General features: G+C 69.9%; 16 protein-coding genes. 8 read left to right on the forward strand and 8 right to left on the reverse strand.

Annotated elements, in window-relative coordinates; genetic code table 11:
• The 3 genes from ABD419_RS12320 to ABD419_RS12330 form a co-directional block, all read left to right on the forward strand.
• Positions 1-281: hypothetical protein (locus tag ABD419_RS12320; RefSeq protein ID WP_344486647.1), on the forward strand; the 281-nt coding region annotated here is incomplete at its 5' end.
• 85 nt (positions 282-366) lie between these two features.
• The gene (locus ABD419_RS12325; protein ID WP_344486649.1) at positions 367-819 is read left to right on the forward strand and encodes a carboxymuconolactone decarboxylase family protein; all 453 of its coding nucleotides are present in this window, start codon (positions 367-369) and stop codon (positions 817-819) included.
• Between the two features lie 125 nt (positions 820-944).
• The gene (locus ABD419_RS12330; RefSeq protein WP_344486652.1) at positions 945-2390 is read left to right on the forward strand and encodes a sugar porter family MFS transporter; all 1446 of its coding nucleotides are present in this window, start codon (positions 945-947) and stop codon (positions 2388-2390) included.
• A 69-nt stretch (positions 2391-2459) separates the two neighbouring features.
• Here the strand turns inward: ABD419_RS12330 and ABD419_RS12335 are convergent, their stop codons facing one another.
• The 7 genes from ABD419_RS12335 to ABD419_RS12365 all read right to left on the reverse strand — a co-directional run bounded on the left by ABD419_RS12335 (position 2460) and on the right by ABD419_RS12365 (position 12420).
• On the reverse strand, positions 2460-5006 hold the full coding sequence (locus tag ABD419_RS12335) for an ABC transporter permease (protein WP_344486655.1): 2547 nt from the start codon (positions 5004-5006) through the stop codon (positions 2460-2462).
• A gap of 3 nt (positions 5007-5009) precedes the next feature.
• The gene (locus ABD419_RS12340; protein ID WP_344486658.1) at positions 5010-5801 is read right to left on the reverse strand and encodes an ABC transporter ATP-binding protein; all 792 of its coding nucleotides are present in this window, start codon (positions 5799-5801) and stop codon (positions 5010-5012) included.
• 224 nt (positions 5802-6025) lie between these two features.
• Positions 6026-8554: an ABC transporter permease gene (locus ABD419_RS12345; protein ID WP_344486661.1), complete on the reverse strand. Its 2529-nt coding sequence runs from the start codon at positions 8552-8554 to the stop codon at positions 6026-6028.
• A 2-nt stretch (positions 8555-8556) separates the two neighbouring features.
• Entirely contained in the window at positions 8557-9333 is a 777-nt protein-coding gene (locus ABD419_RS12350) for an ABC transporter ATP-binding protein (protein WP_344486664.1), read from the reverse strand.
• A 278-nt stretch (positions 9334-9611) separates the two neighbouring features.
• Positions 9612-10289: a response regulator gene (locus ABD419_RS12355; protein ID WP_344486667.1), complete on the reverse strand. Its 678-nt coding sequence runs from the start codon at positions 10287-10289 to the stop codon at positions 9612-9614.
• On the reverse strand, positions 10286-11524 hold the full coding sequence (locus ABD419_RS12360) for a sensor histidine kinase (RefSeq protein ID WP_344486670.1): 1239 nt from the start codon (positions 11522-11524) through the stop codon (positions 10286-10288). Before ABD419_RS12360 ends, ABD419_RS12355 begins: the two co-directional genes overlap by 4 nt.
• Before the next feature lie 65 nt (positions 11525-11589).
• Positions 11590-12420 carry a RecB family exonuclease gene (locus ABD419_RS12365; RefSeq protein WP_344486673.1) on the reverse strand — a complete coding sequence of 277 codons (831 nt, stop codon included), beginning with the start codon at positions 12418-12420 and terminating at the stop codon, positions 11590-11592.
• Positions 12421-12497: 77 nt separating this feature from the next.
• Between ABD419_RS12365 and ABD419_RS12370 the strand changes: the two genes are divergently transcribed.
• Genes ABD419_RS12370 through ABD419_RS12380 form a run of 3 tightly spaced genes read left to right on the forward strand, consistent with a single transcriptional unit; the run spans position 12498 to position 15363 of the window.
• Positions 12498-13265: a class I SAM-dependent methyltransferase gene (locus ABD419_RS12370; RefSeq protein WP_344486676.1), complete on the forward strand. Its 768-nt coding sequence runs from the start codon at positions 12498-12500 to the stop codon at positions 13263-13265.
• Positions 13266-13316: 51 nt separating this feature from the next.
• The gene (locus ABD419_RS12375; protein WP_344486679.1) at positions 13317-14420 is read left to right on the forward strand and encodes a M50 family metallopeptidase; all 1104 of its coding nucleotides are present in this window, start codon (positions 13317-13319) and stop codon (positions 14418-14420) included.
• A gap of 37 nt (positions 14421-14457) precedes the next feature.
• Positions 14458-15363 (forward strand): tRNA (adenine-N1)-methyltransferase, encoded by a 906-nt coding sequence (locus ABD419_RS12380; RefSeq protein WP_344486682.1) that lies wholly within the window; start codon positions 14458-14460, stop codon positions 15361-15363.
• A 99-nt stretch (positions 15364-15462) separates the two neighbouring features.
• Here ABD419_RS12380 and ABD419_RS12385 read toward each other — a convergent pair whose 3' ends face one another.
• Entirely contained in the window at positions 15463-15750 is a 288-nt protein-coding gene (locus tag ABD419_RS12385) for a ferredoxin (protein ID WP_344486685.1), read from the reverse strand.
• Between the two features lie 117 nt (positions 15751-15867).
• Here ABD419_RS12385 and arc point away from each other — a divergent pair, with 117 nt between their 5' ends.
• The gene (gene arc / locus ABD419_RS12390; protein WP_091044992.1) at positions 15868-17649 is read left to right on the forward strand and encodes a proteasome ATPase; all 1782 of its coding nucleotides are present in this window, start codon (positions 15868-15870) and stop codon (positions 17647-17649) included.
• 186 nt (positions 17650-17835) lie between these two features.
• Entirely contained in the window at positions 17836-19341 is a 1506-nt protein-coding gene (dop, locus tag ABD419_RS12395; protein ID WP_344486692.1) for a depupylase/deamidase Dop, read from the forward strand.
• The last annotated feature ends 53 nt before the right edge of the window (positions 19342-19394 follow it).

A 19394-nucleotide genomic window follows, 5' to 3' on the forward strand; every position in this document is an offset into this window, starting at 1 on the left:
CGAAGGCCCCCACCATCAGGTGGGGGCCTTCTTCGCATGTCTTCTACGAGGAAGTCGAGAGCGCGTCTCTCAGCCTGGCCACGCCGACTCCGATCCCGAAGATCGCGCCCGTCACCAGGAACGTCAATAGTGACACTGTCACCAGTGCGATCGCGATGCCGATGGCTCCGACGACGCTGAAAAATGTGCTCACGTGGCCTCCTCCGTTGCAGGCTCTGGGTGTTGCCCTACAGGTATTGTCCCACATCGATGAAATGATCATGGTGGGCGTCACAAGTTAGATAGGTCACAGTAATGGACTCTGGTTCCATCTCGCGTCTTCCTGTAGCTCCTCTACCGCCGTCGGCCTCGCGCCGGCTGGCCGCGGTGGGGCGGGACCCGATCAATCTGCACCGGGCGCTCGGGCACGCGCCGGCGCTGCTGGCGCCGGTCCTCGACCTCATTCACGCACTGCGGTTCGACGCGAAGGTCGCCCGGTCGCTGCGGGAGCTGATGATCTGCCGGATCGCGCAGTTGGAGGACTCCGACTACGAGCTCGCACATCACCTGCCGATGGCCGCCGAGTCGGGACTCGACGAGGACCAGGTCGCCTCGATCGCGGGCTGGCGCGAAGCGGCGTGCTTCGACGAGCGGCAGCGGGCGGTGCTCGGGTACGCCGAGCACCTCGGCGCCGGCGCGGACCGGGACGACGAGGCGCTCGACAAGTGCTTCGACCCGGTCGAGCAGACCGAGCTGACCGTCACCGGTGCGACGTACATCGCCCTGGCCCGGATGCTGCGGGCGCTCGACGTGCGGATCGACGCTTCGCCGCTCGACTGACAGGGTTCAACTCACTCCCGCCGGGGTAAAGCTGGTGATTCCGGCAATTCGTGATGTACAAGGCAATAGCGGCTTAGGATTCGTGCACGTGTGGTATCGGATCAAGTCGCGTACGGGAGTGAGTGATGACGACGGACAATGACGGTCTGCTGCGCGGTGAACCCGCGGCTCCTACCGGGTCGGCGCTGTTCGTATCGATCGCCGCCGCCCTCGGCGGGTTCCTCTTCGGATACGACACGGCCGTGATCAACGGGACCACCGGCGCACTCGAGACGCAGTGGGGGATCGGCTCGGTCGAGACGGGCATCGTCGTCTCCTCCGCCCTGCTCGGCTGCGCGGTCGGCGCCTGGTTCGCGGGCTCGTTGGCGAACAAGATCGGTCGGCCGAAGGTCATGATGATCGCGGCGATCGTCTTCTTCGTGACCTCCCTGGGCAGCGCCCTGGCGACCGGTCCGGTCGACCTCACCATCTGGCGTATCATCGGCGGCTTCGCGATCGGCGCGGCGAGCGTCATCGCCCCCGCTTACATCGCCGAGATCTCGCCCGCGCACCTGCGCGGTCGGCTCGGTTCGCTGCAGCAGTTCGCGATCGTGCTCGGCATCTTCGGCGCCCTGATCGTCAACTACGGCATCCAGGCCTCGGCGGGCGGCGCGAGCGGTGAGGTCCCGTGGGGCGGCACCGCGTGGCGGTGGATGTTCGCGGCCGCCGCGATCCCCGCGTTCGTGTACTTCATGTTCTCGCTGAACATCCCCGAGTCGCCTCGCTACCTCGTGGCGAAGCAGCAGCTCGACAAGGCGCGCGCCATCCTGGTGAAGTACGTCGGCGGCAATGTGGACACCAAGATCATCGAGATCCAGGGGACGCTCGACAGCGACCACCCGCCGCGCATCTCCGACGTCCGCGGCTCGAAGTTCGGCCTGATGCCGATCGTGTGGGTCGGCATCTTCCTGTCGATGTTCCAGCAGTTCGTGGGCATCAACGTCATCTTCTACTACTCGACGTCGCTGTGGCAGTCCGTCGGGTTCAGCGAGAGCGACGCGTTCCTGACCTCGGTCATCAACTCCATCGTGAACATCGCCGGCACGATCCTCGCGATCTACCTCGTGGACCGCATCGGCCGCAAGAAGCTGCTGCTCATGGGTTCGGCGCTCATGTTCGTCGCCCTGGGCACCATGGCCGTCATCTTCGCGTCGTCCCCTGTGGACGCCGAGAACAACCCGGTCCTGAGCGACGCGGCCGGCGTGGTCGCGCTGATCGCCGCGAACGTGTTCGTGTTCGGCTTCGCGTTCACCTGGGGCCCGGTCGTGTGGGTGCTGCTCGGGGAGATGTTCCCCAACCGCATCCGCGCCTCGGCACTCGGTGTCGCGGCGGCCGCGCAGTGGATCTCCAACTGGCTCATCACCGTCACGTTCCCGGAGCTGGCGCAGACCGGCCTGTTCCTGGCGTACGGCCTGTACTCGCTGTTCGCGCTGATCTCCTTCATCTTCGTGTGGAAGATGGTCAAGGAGACGAAGGGCATCGAGCTGGAGGACATGGAGGACCTGGAGCGCCACGGCCTCCCGTCGACCTGACACGCGTGCAAGCGAAGCGGGGCGTCCGAAAGGACGCCCCGCTTTCGTCTCCCCCGCTGCCGACGGAAGCTATTCGTAGGAGATCGCGCCGAGGATGTCGACCTTGGAGGCCCGCACCGCCGGGGCGATCGCCGCGAGGAGTCCGACCAGGACGGCCGCGCCGAGGTAGGCGGCGACGAGCGCGGTCGGGACCGCGAACTCCTCGATGCCGCTCGGGACGAGCGCCTGCTGCACGATCCAGCCGAGGAGCAGGCCCGTGCCGACGCCCAGGAGGGCGCCGAACAGGGCGATGGTGACGCTCTCGACGGTGACCATGCGGGTGGTCTGGCCGCGGGTCATGCCGATGGCGCGGAGCATCCCGAGTTCGCGGGTGCGCTCCAGGACCGACAGGACCAGCGTGTTGACCACCCCGATGACCGCGACGATCATCGCCAGCGCCAGGAGCAGCTGGATCGCGATGATGGCGTAGTCGAAGAACACCGTGACCTGCGCGAGGTACTCCTCGTGGTTCTGCACGCTGACCGCGGGCTCGCCGGCGAGGACGTCCTCGACCGCGGCGGTGACCGCGTCGACGTCGGCGCCGTCAGCCACGTCGACCAGGGCCGTCGTGGGCTTCGGCGTGTAGAACTCCGCGGTGTAGGCCGGGTCGACGTACCAGCCGTCGGTGTCCTCGTTGTCGGCGAGGATGCCCACGACGGTGAACTCGCGGGCCTCGGTGCCGCGGCTGAAGGTCATCGAGACGGTGTCGCCGACGCCGACGCCGAGCTGGTCGGCGGACCACTCGTTGACGACGGTCTGGCCCTCCGTCAGACCCGCGATCGAGCCTTCGAGCACCTCGCCGCCGAACAGGTCAAGGCCGCCCTCCAGGTCGGTGGTGGCGTTGACGTACTGCTCGGTGCCGTCGACCTGCGAGATGTCGTAGTACAGCTCGACCGCGGCCGCGACGCCGTCTGCAGCCCGGATGTCGTCCATCAGGGCCGGGTCGAAGGTCGCGGGCACCGACGAGGTGATGGGCCCGGTGATGAACAGCTCGGCCTTGATCGAGGACTCGAACTGCGAGGCCAGGCTCTCCTTGACGCTGGTGAGCAGCGTGGCGGTGGCGGTCACCAGGGTCACGCCGATCATGAGCGCGGCCGCGGTGACGGCGGTGCGCCGCGGGTTGCGGGAGGCGTTGAGGCGCCCGAGCCGCCCGGCGAACGACCACGACCAGACGGCGCCCAGGAGCGCGACGACCGGCTTCGACAGCCACGCGGTCAGCAGTGCGACGCCGACGAAGACGACGCCCGCGCCGACGGCGGCGGCCAGGAGGTTCGTATTGTCGGCCGCGAAGGTCTCGGTGAGCCCCAAGGCGATCCCGGTGCCGCCGAGGAGTGTGACCAGGAGGCCGGTGACGGTGGCCGCGAGGATCGGCTTGTCGGCCTTGACCGCTTCGCGCATGGCCTCGACGGGCGGGATCTTCGAGGCCCGCACGGCCGGGACGAGCGCGGAGAGGACGGTGACGCCGATGCCGACGGCGACGGCCGCGAGCGGCGCGGACCAGGGAACGGCGACGCTGGTGCTGGCGGTGTCGAGGAATCCGTTCGCCACGACCGAGGTGAGGCCCGCGCCGGCGGCGACGCCGATGCCGGCGCCGACGACGGAGGCGACCGCGCCGAGCAGGCCCGCTTCGGCCAGGACCGAGCGGATGATCTGGCCGCGGCCCGCGCCGATGGCGCGCATCATGGCGATCTCCTTGAGGCGGCCCGCGATCACGATCGAGAACGTGTTGGCGATGAGGAACACCGACACGAACACGGCGATGAGGCCGAACCCGAGCAGGAAGTAGCCGATGAGGTTGGTGACCTCGGCGCTCTCGGCGTTGATGTCGTCCATGTAGGCCTGGCGGGTGATGGCCTCGGCCTCCGCGCCGACGGCCGGTTCGAGGGTCGCGAGCAGCTCGGTCGCGCTCACGCCCTCCGCGGCGGTGACGGCGACGGCGGTGTACACGTTCTCGCCGCCGAAGACGAGTCGCTGCGCCTCCGCGGTGGTGTACGCGAGTTCCGTTGCGCCCGAGAGCGAGTCGCGGCCGCCGGAGTACCCGAAGACGCCCACGATCTCGTACGCGGTCTCGTCGGTGGCGAGGGAGTAGGCGGTGACGGTGTCGCCGAGGCCGAGCCCGGACTCGGTGACGAACTGGGCGGAGACGGCGACCTCGCCGTCGGTCTCGGGGGCCCGGCCGTCGCGCATCTCGCGCTCGACTGACTCGTCGCCCCAGTTCACCGCCATGGTGGGGGCGAAGCCGCCGACGATCTTGCCGTCCTCGCCGAGGGCGTTGACCATCCAGGTGACGGTGGTGCTGACGTCGGCGACGTCGCCGGACGCCTCGATCGCGGCGAGGGTCTCGGCGGTGACGCCCTCGCGGACGAGGCGGTCCCCGCGGTTCTCCGGTTCGACCGGCTGCACGAGCACGTCGGCGTCGCTGTAGGCGTCGCCGCTGAGGTCGTCGACGGTGGCGCGGATGGAGGCGGTGAGGACCAGCGCGGCGGCGATGAACGCCGATCCGAGGACGACGGCGAGGCTGGTGAGGATGAGGCGGGCCTTGCGGGCCGCCATGCCCTTGAGCGTGGCGCGGAGCATCTCTCAGCCGGCCTCTCCGGCGAGGGGGACGCGGTGCTCGAAGCCCCGCATGGTGTCGATGACCGCGTCAGCCGTGGGCCGGTGGAGGTCCTCGACGATCTGGCCGTCGGCCAGGAACACGACGCGGTCGGCGTGGGCCGCCGCGCCGGGGTCGTGGGTGACCATCACGATGGTCTGCCCGAACTCGTCCACGGACCGGCGCAGGAACCGCAGGACCTCGCCGCTGGAGCGGGTGTCGAGGTTGCCGGTGGGCTCGTCGGCGAAGACGACCTCCGGGCGGGTGGCGAGCGCGCGGGCGCAGGCCACGCGCTGCTGCTGGCCGCCGGAGAGCTCGGTCGGCTTGTGCGTGAGGCGGTCGGCGAGGTCGAGGGTCGCGATGACGCGGGCGATCCACTCCGGGTCGGGCTTCCTCCCGGCGATCGAGGCCGGCAGCAGGATGTTCTCCTCGGCCGTCAGCGTCGGGAGCAGGTTGAACTGCTGGAAGATGAAGCCGATCTCGTCGCGGCGGAGCTTCGTGAGCGCCTTGTCGCCCAGGCCCGTGATCTCGGTGTCGCCGATGCGGACCGAGCCGCGGTCGACGGTGTCGAGGCCGGCCAGGCAGTGCATGAGCGTCGACTTGCCCGAGCCCGAAGGGCCCATGATGGCGGTGAACGCGCCGGAGGCGAACTGGACCGACACGTTGCGCAGGGCCACGACCTGGGCCTCGCCGGAGCCGTACGCGCGCCACAGGTTGGTGGCGTCGACGGCCGCGCGGGTCCGGGTGAGCTGCGGGGCGGGGGGATTCGCGAGTGGCACGGGAGCGCCTTTCTGATCGGGTGCGTTTCCTGTGCCTTCAAGGCTATGGACGCGCCCGTCCGTCCGCTTCGGTCCGCGGGCCACACTCGGACTCCTCCGCAGGTTGGAGCGGGCCCCTCGGCCTCCGCAATTCGGCCGAGGGTCCCGGCGCCGAACGGCGGGCAGACGGGAGGGGCGGCGCCGGAAGGCGCCGCCCCTCTCCTGGTTTCCTTTGGGAATGAAGGCTATTCGTAGGCGATCGCGTTGAGCACGTTCAGCTTTGCGGCCCGAGCGGCCGGCGCGATCGCGGCGAGCAGGCCGACGGCAACGGCGGCCACGAGGTAGGTGACGATGAGCCCCCATGGCAGCGCGAAGCTCGTCAGGCCCTCCTCCTCGAGCGCCTGCTGGACGGTCCAGCCGAGGCCGATGCCGACTGCGATGCCGAGCACCGCGCCGAACAGGCAGATGATGACGGACTCGACCGTGATCATGCGCCTGGCCTGGCCGCGGGTCATGCCGATCGCGCGCAGGAGCCCCAGCTCCCTGGTGCGTTCGAGGACCGACAGGACCAGCGTGTTCACCACGCCGATGATGGCGATGATGATCGCCAGCGCGAGCAGGATCTGCACCGAGTTCAGGAGGACGTCGAGCTGCGAGGTCTGCTGCTCCACGAAGTCGGCGTTGTTGGCGACGCTGACCTCCGGCTCGTCGGCGAGGATGTCGTCCACCTCGTCCTGGACCGCGTCGACGTCGGCGCCGTCGCTGACCTGGATGTACGCCTGCATCGGCTTCGGGACGGTGAAGTGCTGGATCTGCGCGGGCGCGACCCACCAGCCGTCGCTGAGGATGGCGTCGTCGAGGATCGCGGTGACCGTCAGCGGCACGGTCTCGCCGTCGGCGAACACGGCCTCGACGGTGTCGCCGAGCGCCACGCCCTGATCCTCGGCCGCGGACTCGTTGACGACCAGGCCGTCGTCGGGGAGGTTCGCGATGGAGCCCTCGGCGACGGTGCCGCTGAAGATGTCCATGCTCGTCTCGATGTCCTCACTGGCGTACAGGACCGTGGGCGAGCCGTCGATCTCGGCGCCGAAGAACTCGCCGTACAGATCGCCGACCGCCTCGACGTCCGGCAGCGCCTTGATCTCCGCGAGCGTCTCGGGCGAGAACGTGGGGATGTTGGCCCCCTGCTGGCCCATGACGATCAGGTCGGAGTCGAGGTTCTGGTCCGTCAGCTCCGCGGTGGTCTCCTTGAAGCTGGAGACGATCGTGGCGATGCCGGTGACGAGCGCGACGGCGATCATGAGCGCCGAGGCGGTGATCGCGGTGCGCCGCGGGTTGCGCCCGGCGTTGAGCTTGCCGAGGCGGCCCGAGAACGACCAGGACATGACCGCGCCCAGGAGCGCCACCAGCGGCCGCGACAGGATCGGCGTCAGCAGGGTGATGCCGACGAACGCGATGCCGACGCCGCTGAGGAACCCGGGCAGGCCCAGGTCGCCGAGGTTGTCGGTGAGGCCGAGGCCGATCAGGACGCCGCCGGCGGCGGCGACCACGAGGCCCGCGATGGTGATGCCGCGCAGAGGCTTCGGCGGGTTGACCGCGTCGCGCATGGCGGCGACCGGCGGGACGCCGGAGGCCTTGACGGCGGGGACGATCGCGGAGAGCACGGTGACGCCGATGCCGACCGCGAGCGCCCACAGAGACGTGAGCGGCACCTGGAGCTGGACCGGCAGGCCGCCCATCGCGGAGGTGCTGACGAGCTGAGACAGGCCCCAGCCGAGCAGCACGCCGAGGCCGAGGCCGGCGATGGAGGCGATGACGCCGATGACGGCGGCTTCGGCGAGGACCGAGCCGACGACCTGGTTGCGGCCGGCGCCGATGGCCCGCAGGAGCGCGAGTTCGCGCTGGCGCTGGGCGACGATGATCGTGAAGGTGTTGATGATGAGGAAGACCGACACGAACACGGCGACGAGGCCGAAGCCGAGGAAGATGTAGCCCATGATGTCGGCGACGACCGCGAAGCCCTGGGCGGCCTCCTCGGACGCCTCCTCGCCGGTCTGGACCCGGTAGTCGGCGCCGACGGCGTCGGCGATGTCGTCGGTGGACGCGTCGCCTTCGATGTAGATCGTCATGAACGCGTTCTCGCCCTGGGCGAGGAGGCGCTGCGCCTCGGCGGTGGTGAAGCCGATCTGGGTCTCGCCGGCGAGCGAGTCGCGGTCGCCGGGGAGGCCGAAGACGCCGACGATCTCGTAGTCGGCGCGGTCGGCGGTGTAGGAGTAGGCGGTGACGGTGTCGCCGACGTCGAGTCCGGCGTCCTTCACGAACTGGGCCGAGACGATGACCTCGTCGTCGGCCTCGGGGCTGCGGCCGTCGCGGATCTCGTTGTAGCCGCCGGTCTCGTCGATCCAGTTGAACCCGATGGTGGGCGCGAAGGCGCCGACGAGCTTCCCGTTGTCGCCGATGGCGTTGACCTGTCCGGAGACGTCGCCGTCGGCGGACTCGACGCCGTCGACGCCGCGGACGGTGTCGAGGACGTCGGCGGGGATCAGGGTCGCGCTGGGGGTGTTCCCCTGGGCGGCGGCGGGGTCCTCCGCGGCGGTGACGACCGCGTCGACCCCGGTGAAGGCGTCGGAGATGACGCCGGTGACGGACTTCTCCATCGTGGCGGTGAGGATCATCGCCGCGGCGACGAACATGGTGCCGAGGACGACGGCGAGGCTGGTGAGGACAAGGCGGGCTTTGCGGCTCGCCATGCCCTTGAGGGTGGCGCGCAGCATGGCTAGGCGTTCTCTCCCTGGGCGGCGGCGACGAGCTCTTCGAAGTGCTTCATCTTGTCGATGACCTTGTCGGCGGTCGGGTCGGCCATGTCCTCGACGATCTGGCCGTCGGCGAGGAAGACCACGCGGTCGGCGTAGGCCGCCGCGCCGGGGTCGTGGGTGACCATGACGATGGTCTGCCCGAAGTCGTCGACGCTGGTGCGCAGGAAGCGCAGGACCTCGGCGCCGGAGCGGGTGTCGAGGTTGCCGGTGGGCTCGTCGGCGAACACCACCTCGGGCCGGGTGGCGAGCGCGCGGGCGCAGGCCACGCGCTGCTGCTGGCCGCCGGAGAGCTCGGTGGGCTTGTGCGACAGGCGGTCGGTGAGGTCGAGGGTGTGGATGATCTTCTTCAGCCAGTCGGGGTCGGCCTTGGCGCCCGCGATGGCGGAGGGGAGCGTGATGTTCTCCTCCGCGGTGAGCGTGGGCAGCAGGTTGAACTGCTGGAAGATGAAGCCGATCTTGTCGCGGCGGAGCTTCGTGAGGGCCTTGTCGCTCAGGCCGGTGACGGCGGTGTCGCCGATGTGCACGGCGCCGCGGTCGGTGGTGTCGAGGCCGGCGAGGCAGTGCATGAGCGTGGACTTGCCGGACCCGGAGGGGCCCATGATGGCGGTGAACGCGCCGGAGGCGAACTGGACGGAGACGTCGCGGAGGGCGACGACCTGGGCTTCGCCCGTGCCGTAGGCCTTCCAGACGCCTTCGGCCGACACGGCGGCTGACTTGACAGGGGATGCGGTGGACACGACGCTCTCGCTTTCGGGTGAAGGAGTCGGGTTCCGAGGGATTCGGTGTGCTGGTTTCCTCGCTCCGCGGGACGCCGCCCGTGAAGCCTTGGTGCTATTCAGGAAGCGAATCGATGACGTCGATGCGCCCGATTGTGACATCATACATGATGTCACTCGGCGTCGCAGTCCGCATGATCCACTTCGACCATATGGTGTTCCGGGCCCCGGCGCATCCGCTTCGAGAACGGTCTTCGACTCCCACCGGAGGCGGAGGGGCCGGTACTCCGGGAGGAGTCTCAGTCGGTCGCGCCGGGCTTGACCAGGCCGGTCTCGTAGGCGAGGACGACGGCCTGGACCCGGTCGCGGACGCCGAGCTTGGTGAGCAGGTGGCCGACGTGGGTCTTGACGGTGGTCTCGCCGACCGTCAGCGAGTCGGCGATCTCCGCGTTCGTCAGGCCCTTCGCCAGGAGCATGAGGACCTCCTTCTCGCGCGCGGTGAGCGCGCCGAGGATCGCGGGGGAGCGGTCGTCGTCGGCGCCGCGGTGCAGCGCGAAGCGGCCCAGCAGCGTCGAGAGGATGTGCGGGGCCACGACCGCGCCGCCGCGGTGGACGGTGCGGATGGCCTCGACCAGGTCGGCGGCGGGGGCGTCCTTGGTGAGGAACCCCGCGGCGCCGGCGCGGAGCGCGCCCACGACGTACTCGTCGAGGTCGAACGTGGTGAGCACCAGGACCCGGGTCGGCAGGTTCGCCTGCACGATGTCGGCGGTCGCGGCGACGCCGTCGCGGCGCGGCATGCGGATGTCCATGAGGACCACGTCGGGGACCAGGCGGCGGGTCAGCTCGAACGCCTCGACGCCGTCGCCGGCCTCTCCGACGATGTCGATGTCGGTCTCGGCGCCGAGGACCATCTTGAAGCCCGCGCGGAGCAGCTGCTGGTCGTCGGCGAGCAGGAGGCGGATCGGCCGGTCGCTCATATGGTCACTCCCTGAAGGTGGGCGTTCTTGGGGAAGCGGGCCTCGACGAGGTACCCGCCGCCGGGCCGGGGCCCGGCCTCGAGCGTGCCCCCGTAGAGGGTCGCCCGCTCGCGCATGCCGATCAGGCCGTGGCCGCCGGAGAACCCGGAGACGACCGGCGCCCCGGTCCCCGAGTCGCCCACGGAGATCCGGAACTCCTGGTCGCCGTAGTCGACGACGACGCCGGCCCTGGCGTGCGGCCCGGCGTGCTTGATCGTGTTCGTCAGCGCCTCCTGCGCGATCCGGAAGACCGCCAGGCTCACGCCCGTCGGCAGCGGGTACTCCTCGCCGCGGATGGTGTACCGCACCGGCAGGCCGGCGTCCTTGGTCTGCGCCACCAGCGCCCGCAACGAGTCCACTGTAGGCTGCGGCTCGAGGTCGGCGGGGTCGCTCTCGTCGTGTCCGTTGCGCAGGACGGTGAGGATGTCGCGCATCTCGCGCAGCGCGGTGCGCGCGGTCTGGTTCACCGTCGTCAGCGCCTCCTCGGCCGCGTCCGGGTCGGTGCGCAGGACCCGCTTGGCGCCCTCCGACATCACGCCGATGACGGAGATGTGGTGCGCGACGACGTCGTGCAGCTCGCGGGCGATGCGCCGCTGCTCGTCGGCCACGGCCTGGGCCGCGAGGGCCTCCTGCCGCTCCTCGGCGAACCGGGCCCGGTCCGAGAGCTCCTCGACCTTCTCGCGGCGGCTGCGCACGACCCATCCGATCCAGAACGCGGTGATGGCGAGGATGAGGTTGACCAGGACCAGCATGCTGCTCGTCAGGTGGTCGACCCCCTCGGTGAGCGGGAACGTGAAGATGACCAGCGAGACCGGCACCCACAGGGTCGCGGCGGCCGCGAGCGCCTGCTGGATCGGCCGGTGGGCCGCGGCGGTGTAGGTGAGCACGAACAGGCCGATCCCGCTGTCGGCGCCCATGCTCTGGATCGGTTCGATGTACACGGCCGCGCACAGGACCGCCAGCGCGAGCGCGATGCCGCCCCACAGCCACACCCGCCGCAGGCAGATGACCGTGAACGGGACGAAGATCATCGCCGCGTCGGCCCACCCGTAGTCGAGGTCGGGCACGAGCTGCGCGCTCGCGGAGTAGAACCCGACGTACCCGACGGCGAGGACGAGCGCCAGCACGCAGTCGGCGATGAAGGGCCGCCGGTGGAGCCAGAGGCGCGCCCGGCGGGACGAGAAGGCGGCTTGCACGCTCTATACCGTATCCGCCGGTCACGCCCGTTTCATCGAACGTGGGAATGATTCACGGCTCCGCCTCAGGTAGGAGGCATCTCAAGTCCTGGAAGGACGGTGGTGAGCGGATACGCCGGCGGTTCGCCGCCGAACTCCGGGCACAGCTTCTGATGGGCGCACCAGCCGCACAGCTTCGACTTCTGCGGGCGGAACTCGCCGGTGGCGATCGCCTCGCGCATCGAGGCCCACAGCGCCTTGAGAGTGCGCTCGAACTGCTCCAGCTCGCCCTTGGTCGGCGTGTAGTCCAGGACCTCGCCGTCGCCGAGGTACATCAGGCGCAGCAGGGTGGGCACCGTGCCGCGGGTGCGCCACCACACCAGGGCGTAGAACTTCATCTGGAACAGCGCCTTGTCCGCGAACCGCTCCGGCGGGCGCTTCCCGGTCTTGTAGTCCACCAGGCGCACCAGCCCGGCCGGGTTGACGTCGGCGCGGTCGATGAAGCCCTTGAGCTGCGTGCCGTCGTCGAGCGTGGTCGTCACCAGGCACTCGGTGCGGTGCGGCTGGAGGCGCTGCGGGTCCTCCATGGAGAAGTAGGTCTCGACCAGCCGGCGCACGCCCCGCAGCCAGCCCGACTCGTCGTCGAGGCCGTCGAACAGCTCCGAGTACTCCTGGGACGAGTTCAGCTTCGTCCACTCCGGCTCGATGAGCGCCAGCGCCTCCTGCGGGGTGCGCCTGCCCGCGTCGAGCTCGTAGAGGCGCTCGAGCACCGCGTGGACGAGTGTGCCCTGGACCTGCGCCCGCGAGGACGGCTCGGGGAGGCGGTCGACCGCCCGGAACCGGTACAGCAGCGGGCACTGCTTGAAATCCCCGGCGCGCGAAGGGGACAACTGGGTCGGTCGGGTGGCGTTCGACATCCTTCGAGCATAAAGCGGGGGACCGACAGGCCCGCACGGCGCTGGACTTTTTAACATAACGCACGTACTGTTTATGCATGAGCACTGACGACACCTTCGGCCCCGACCCGATCGCGCAGGCCCGCTCCTTCGGCCGCGCCGCCGACCTCTACGACGCCTCCAGGCCCACCTACCCCGCCGAGGCGCTCGCCTGGCTCGCCGGCGACACGCCCGCCGACGTCGTCGACCTCGGCGCCGGCACCGGCCTCCTCACCCGCGGCCTCATCGCCCGCGGCCACCGCGTCACCGCCGTCGACCCCGACGAGCAGATGCTCGCCAAGCTCACCGCCGCCACCACCGGCCTCGTCGCCGCCCGCGCCGGCAGCGCCGAAGCGCTCGGCCTCCCCGACGCCAGCGCCGACGTCGTCACCGCCGGCCAGGCCTTCCACTGGTTCGACCGGCCCAAGGCCCTCCCCGAGATCCGCCGCGTCCTGCGCCCCGGCGGCGTCCTCGCCCCCATCTGGAACCTCCGCGACGAGTCCGTCGACTGGGTCGAGCGCCTCACCGAGGTCATCGGCTCCTCCAAGGGCGAGATCACCGCCCTCGGCGCCACCGAGCCCGGCTACTTCGCCCCCGGCTTCGGCGAACCCGAGGTCCGCGTCTTCCGGCACGAGAAGCCCCTCGACCCCGCCGGCCTCGTCCGGCTCGTCCAGTCCCGCTCCTACTACCTCACCGCGACCCCCGAGCGCCAGCGCGCCCTGGTCGCCGGCGTCGAGGACCTCCTCGCCACCCACCCCGACCTCGCCGGACGAGAGACCTTCGCCATGCCCTACGCGACCTACGCCTTCCGCGTCAGGCCCGCGTAGCCGCACCGCCGCGCCCGGACCCCGCGGTCCGGGCGCGTACCATTGCCGCCGATGTCGACCAACGTGCTGGCCTTCCGCCGATCCGGTTTCACGCTCGCCCGCGTCAAGGGCATCCCCGTCACGCTCGGCTACACATGGCTCATCCTCGCCGCGATGGTCGTCGCCGTGTACGCGCCGGTCGTGCAGCGCTCGGTGCCCGGCATCGGCGCGGGCGCCTCGCTCGCGATCGCCGCGCTCTTCGCGCTCACCCTGCTCCTGTCGGTCTTCCTCCACGAGCTCGGCCACGCCCTGGTGAGCCTGCGCGCCGGCATCGGGGTCCGCCAGATCAACCTCGACGCCCTCGGCGGCTTCACCGAGATGGACCGCGAGGCCCCCAAACCCGGGACGGCCGCCGCGATCGCGCTGGCCGGGCCCGCCGTCTCGCTCCTCCTGGGCCTCGCCGGACTCGCCGGCGCCGTCGCGATCGAGACCGGCACGCTCGCCTGGCAGCTGTGCTTCCAGGTCTGCGTCGCGAACCTCCTCGTCGCCGTCTACAACCTGCTCCCGGGCCTGCCGCTGGACGGCGGCAAGGCCCTCCAGGCCGGCATCTGGGCCGCCACCGGCGACCGCTGGAGCGGCTACCTCGTCGCCGGGTGGGCCGGGCGCGTCGTCGCCGTCGGCACCGTCGGCGCCGGCCTGTGGCTGTTCTCCAACCGCTGGTTCTCCTGGATCGGCCTGATCCTGCTGCTCATGGTCGCGTTCGAGCTGTGGCGCGGCGCCACCGGCGCCATCCGCGCCGCCCGCATGGGCCCGCGCGTCAAGGCCCTCGACGCCGCCGCGCTGGCCCGGCCCGTGGTCGCCGTCAGCGTCGCCGCGACCCTCGGCGAGGCCCTCGCTGCGGCCGCGGGCCGCGAGATCGTGGCCGTCGACGGCGCCCCGGTGGGCGTGCTCGACCGCGCCAGCGCCGAGGCCGTCCCGGCCGACCAGGTCGACGCGATGCCGCTGAGCGGGCTGCTGCGTTCGGCCCGGAAGATCCCGGGCCTGCCGTCCGGTCTCCGGGGCCAGGCGCTGGTCGACGCGATCGGCAAGAGCGGCGCGGACCGGTTCTTCGTCGTCGATGAGGGGCGCCTGACAGGGCTCCTCTACACCGCCGACGTGGTCAAAGCCCTCCGTTAAGATGCTTCGGACCTGACCGAAGGAGACACGAGGCAAAGTGGCATCTGACCTGCTGGCGCCGGGCGACCGCGTCCAACTGACCGACGCGAAGAACCGGAAGGCCACGATCACCCTCGCCGAGGGCGGCGCCTTCCACACCCACCGCGGGCGGCTCTTCCACGACGACCTCATCGGCAAGCCCGACGGCGTCACGGTCACCACCGAGGGCGGGACCGCCTACCTGGCGCTGCGCCCGCTCCTGCCCGACTACGGGCTGTCGATGCGCCGCGGGGCCCAGGTCATCTACCCCAAGGACATCGCCCAGATCCTCACGTTCGGCGACATCTATCCGGGCGCGCGCGTAGTCGAGGCGGGCGCCGGCTCCGGCGCGCTCACCAACTGGCTGCTGCGGGCCGTGGGCCCGACCGGGCGGGTCTTCTCGTGGGAGCTGCGCGAGGACTTCGCGAAGATCGCCCAGGAGAACGTCGCCGGCTACTACGGCGAGCTCCCCGAGCAGTGGACCCTGACGGTGGGGGACGTGGCGGAGGCCGAGCTCGACGCGCCGGTCGACCGGGTCGTGCTCGACATGCTCTCGCCGTGGGAGGTGCTGGACACTGTGGAGCGCATCCTGCGCCCCGGCGGTGTCTTCATCGGATACGTCGCGACCACCACGCAGATGTCGGAGCTCGTCGAGGCGCTGCGCGAGCGGAAGACCTTCACCGAGCCCGAGGCGTGGGAGTCGATGATCCGCGGCTGGCACCTGGAGGGCCTGGCGGTCCGCCCGGACCACCGCATGATCGCGCACACCGCGTTCCTCATCACCGCCCGCAAGCTCGCCCCCGGGACGGTCGCCCCGGCGCGGAAGCTCAAGCCGTCGAAAGGCCAGCAGGCCCTCCGGGAGCGCAACGCGCGGATCGCCGCCGAGGCGGAGGCGAAGCCGGACGACGAGGTCACGGAAGCGTAACAATCCGCGGTTTTCGTGAGTCGGATTCACGACTTCCCAAGTGCTGAAACAAGATAGTGCGGCTCCCGTTTCGACGGGAGCCGCGCCGTCTCCGTCGTCCTAGTCGTCCGCGCCGGGGCCGGCGACGGCCTCCTTGGAGGCGCGGTCGCGGACGTAGATGCACTCGCCGGGGCAGTCGTGGGCGGCGTTCACAATGTCCAGACGCAGCCGTTCGGGCACGCTGACTTGGGAACCCGCCGTAGTCAACAGCTCGCCCTGAGTGTCCTTGACGTATGCGAGACCGTCGATATCGAACTCGAACACGTCGGGGGCGTACTGCACGCAGAGCCCGTCCCCGGTGCAGGCGTCCTGGTCGATCGAGACTTCGAGTTCACGTTCCACAGCCATGGCTCCCACATTAAATCGCATCGAGAATGTAGCGCAATGTCGGTGGCGAGCCTTACTATTGGCCTCCCCAGCCAGCTACGGTTGGATGTACGAACACTCTCCTGGGAGGTGTGACCCGTGGCACGAAGCAACGATGACCGTCGACAGAACCTGGGCCAGGGCTCAGAGCGCGACGAACTGTCAGGACAGGTCGAAGAGCTCCAGGAAGAACTGGCCGCGGCACGGCGCCGTCTCACCGAGACCCCCCGACACATGCACATCCTGGAGGAGCGGCTCGCCGCCGCCCAATCCCAGATCGACCGCCTGTCGGAGCAGAACGAGCGGCTCGTGTCGACCTTGAAAGAGGCCCGCGAGCAGATCGTCTCACTGAAGGAGGAGATCGACCGGCTCGCCCAGCCGCCGTCCGGGTACGGCGTGTTCCTGGGCGCGCGCGAAGACGGCACGGTCGACGTCTTCACCTCCGGCCGGAAGTTCCGCGTGTCGCTCGCCCCCTCGATCGACCCGGAGGAGCTGGAGCGCGGCCAGGAGGTCCTGCTCAACGACGCCATGAACGTGGTCGAGGTCCTCGACTACGAGCGCATCGGCGAAGTGGTCACTCTCAAGGAGCTCATCGAGGTCCCCGGAGGCGGCCCGCCCGACCGCGCCCTCGTCACCAGCCACGCCGACGAAGAGCGGGTCGTGCTGCTCTCCGACGCGCTCATCAACGGGCCGCTGCGCGCCGGCGACTCGGTCATGATCGAGCCGCGCGCGGGCTACGCGTACGAGCGCATCCAGAAGAGCGAGGTCGAGGAACTCGTCCTCGAAGAGGTCCCCGACGTCGACTACTACGACATCGGCGGCCTCGACGGGCAGATCGAGATGATCCGCGACGCCGTGGAGCTCCCGTTTCTGCACGCCGACCTCTTCCGCGAGCACGAGCTGCGCCCGCCGAAGGGCATCCTGCTCTACGGCCCGCCCGGCTGCGGCAAGACGCTCATCGCCAAGGCCGTCGCCAACTCGCTGGCCAAGAAGGTCGCCGAGATGCGCGGGGAGGAGGCCTCCGGGCGCTCCTACTTCCTCAACATCAAGGGCCCCGAGCTGCTGAACAAGTACGTCGGCGAGACCGAGCGGCACATCCGCCTGGTCTTCCAGCGGGCCCGTGAGAAGGCCAGCGAGGGCATGCCGGTCATCGTGTTCTTCGACGAGATGGACTCGATCTTCCGCACCCGCGGCTCGGGCGTGTCCTCCGACGTGGAGAACACGATCGTCCCGCAGCTGCTGTCGGAGATCGACGGCGTCGAGGGCCTCGAGAACGTCATCGTCATCGGCGCCTCCAACCGCGAGGACATGATCGACCCGGCGATCCTGCGGCCCGGCCGCCTGGACGTCAAGATCAAGATCGAGCGGCCCGACGCCGAGTCGGCGAAGGACATCTTCTCGAAGTACATCACCACGACCCTGCCGCTGCACGACGACGACCTGCGCGAGCACGACAAGGACCGCGACGCCACGGTGAACTCGATGATCCAGGCGGTCGTCGAGCGCATGTACTCCGAGGTCGACGAGAACCGCTTCCTCGAGGTCACGTACGCCGACGGCGACAAGGAGGTCCTGTACTTCAAGGACTTCAACTCCGGCGCCATGATCGAGAACATCGTGGCCCGCGCGAAGAAGATGGCGATCAAGGACTTCCTGACCAACCAGTCCAGGGGCATCCGGCTCACGCACCTCATCGACTCCACGGTGGACGAGTTCCGCGAGAACGAGGACCTGCCCAACACCACCAACCCGGACGACTGGGCCCGCATCTCCGGCAAGAAGGGCGAGCGGATCGTCTACATCCGCACGCTCGTCTCCGGCAAGGGCGCCGACTCCGGACGCAGCATCGACACCGTGTCCAACACGGGCCAGTACCTGTAAGAGCGAACGACGGCCTCGGCCGGCGGGCCCGCCCCGCCGGCCGATTCGCCGTGTCCGAAACGTGTCGGCGTCCCATTCACCGGGTAACCGATATCCATGAGGCAATTGCACATCGAGCTGGCGGAAATCCAGTCGGACGCCCTCCGAGGGGGCGCAAAGGGGCCCGGACGGACTAGGCTCGAAGGCATGACCGTTCGCCGCATCATGGGCACCGAGATCGAATACGGGATCTCCGTGCCCGGCCAGCCGGGGGCCAACCCGATGGTCACCTCCTCCCAGATCGTCAACGCCTACGCCGCGCGCCCCGAACTCTCCAAGGGCGGCCGCGCCAGGTGGGACTACGAGGAGGAGACCCCCCTGCGCGACGCCCGCGGCTTCACGTACACCGGGGCCCTCTACGACCCCGCCGAGAACCTCGCCGACGAGGACTCCGGCCTCGCCAACGTCATCCTCACCAACGGCGCCCGCCTTTACGTCGACCACGCGCACCCCGAGTACTCCACGCCCGAGGTCACCAACCCGCGCGAGATCGTGCTGTTCGACAAGGCCGGCGAGATGACCATGGCCGAGGCCGCCCTCCGGGCCGCCCACACGCCCGGCATCGGCCCCATCAACCTCTACAAGAACAACACCGACAACAAGGGCGCCTCCTACGGCGCGCACGAGAACTACCTCATGTCGCGCCAGACGCCCTTCGCCGACATCGTCGCCCACTTCACGCCGTTCCTGGTCACCCGCCAGGTCTTCGCCGGCGCCGGGCGCATCGGCATCGGCCAGGACGCCTCCGAGCACCGATTCCAGATCTCCCAGCGCGCCGACTTCTTCGAGGTCGAGGTCGGGCTCGAGACCACGCTCAAGCGCCCGATCATCAACACCCGCGACGAGCCGCACGCCGACGCCGAGCGCTACCGCCGCCTCCACGTCATCATCGGCGACGCCAACCTCGCCGAGTACGCCACCTTCCTCAAGGTCGGCACCGCCTCGATCGTCCTCGCGATGATCGAGTCCGGCGCCTTCGACGGCACCCTCGGCATCGCCGAGCCGGTCGCCGAGCTCCGCGCCGTCTCCCACGACCCGACGCTCGCGCACAAGATCGAACTGCGCAACGGCAAGCGGCTCACCGCGGTCGAACTCCAGATGTCCATCCTGGAGCAGGCCGAGGCCTACTGCGGCGCCGACGCCGACCCCGACACCCGCGAGGTCCTCGACCAGTGGGCGTACGTCCTCGACGCGCTGGCCCGCGACCCCATGGAGCTGGCCGACATGCTCGACTGGCCCGCCAAGCTCTCCCTGCTCGACCGCTACCGCGAGCGCGAAGGCCTCGACTGGGGCGCCGCCAAGCTCCAGGCCATCGACCTCCAGTACCACGACGTGCGCCCCGAGAAGGGCCTCTACCACCGGCTCGTCGCCCGCGGCAAGATGAAGCGGCTGCTCACCGACACCGAGATCATCAACGCGATGACCGAGCCGCCCGCCGACACCCGCGCGTTCTTCCGCGGCCGGTGCCTCTCGCGCTACCCCTCCGAGGTCGTCGCCGCCTCCTGGGACTCCGTCATCTTCGACGTCGGGGCCGACTCGCTCGTGCGAGTGCCCATGATGGAGCCCGAGAAGGGCACCAAAGCCCATGTGGGGGAGCTGTTCGAGCGCTGCGAGGCCGCGAAGGACCTCCTGGACGTCATCACCGCGGATTAGCCGACACCGAACCGCCGCGGGAATATTACAGAGCGGTACAGCGTCGTATCTGG

It is taken from the genome of Glycomyces endophyticus (assembly GCF_039531525.1).
In the GTDB taxonomy this organism is placed as follows: Bacteria; Actinomycetota; Actinomycetes; order Mycobacteriales; family Micromonosporaceae; genus Glycomyces; species Glycomyces endophyticus.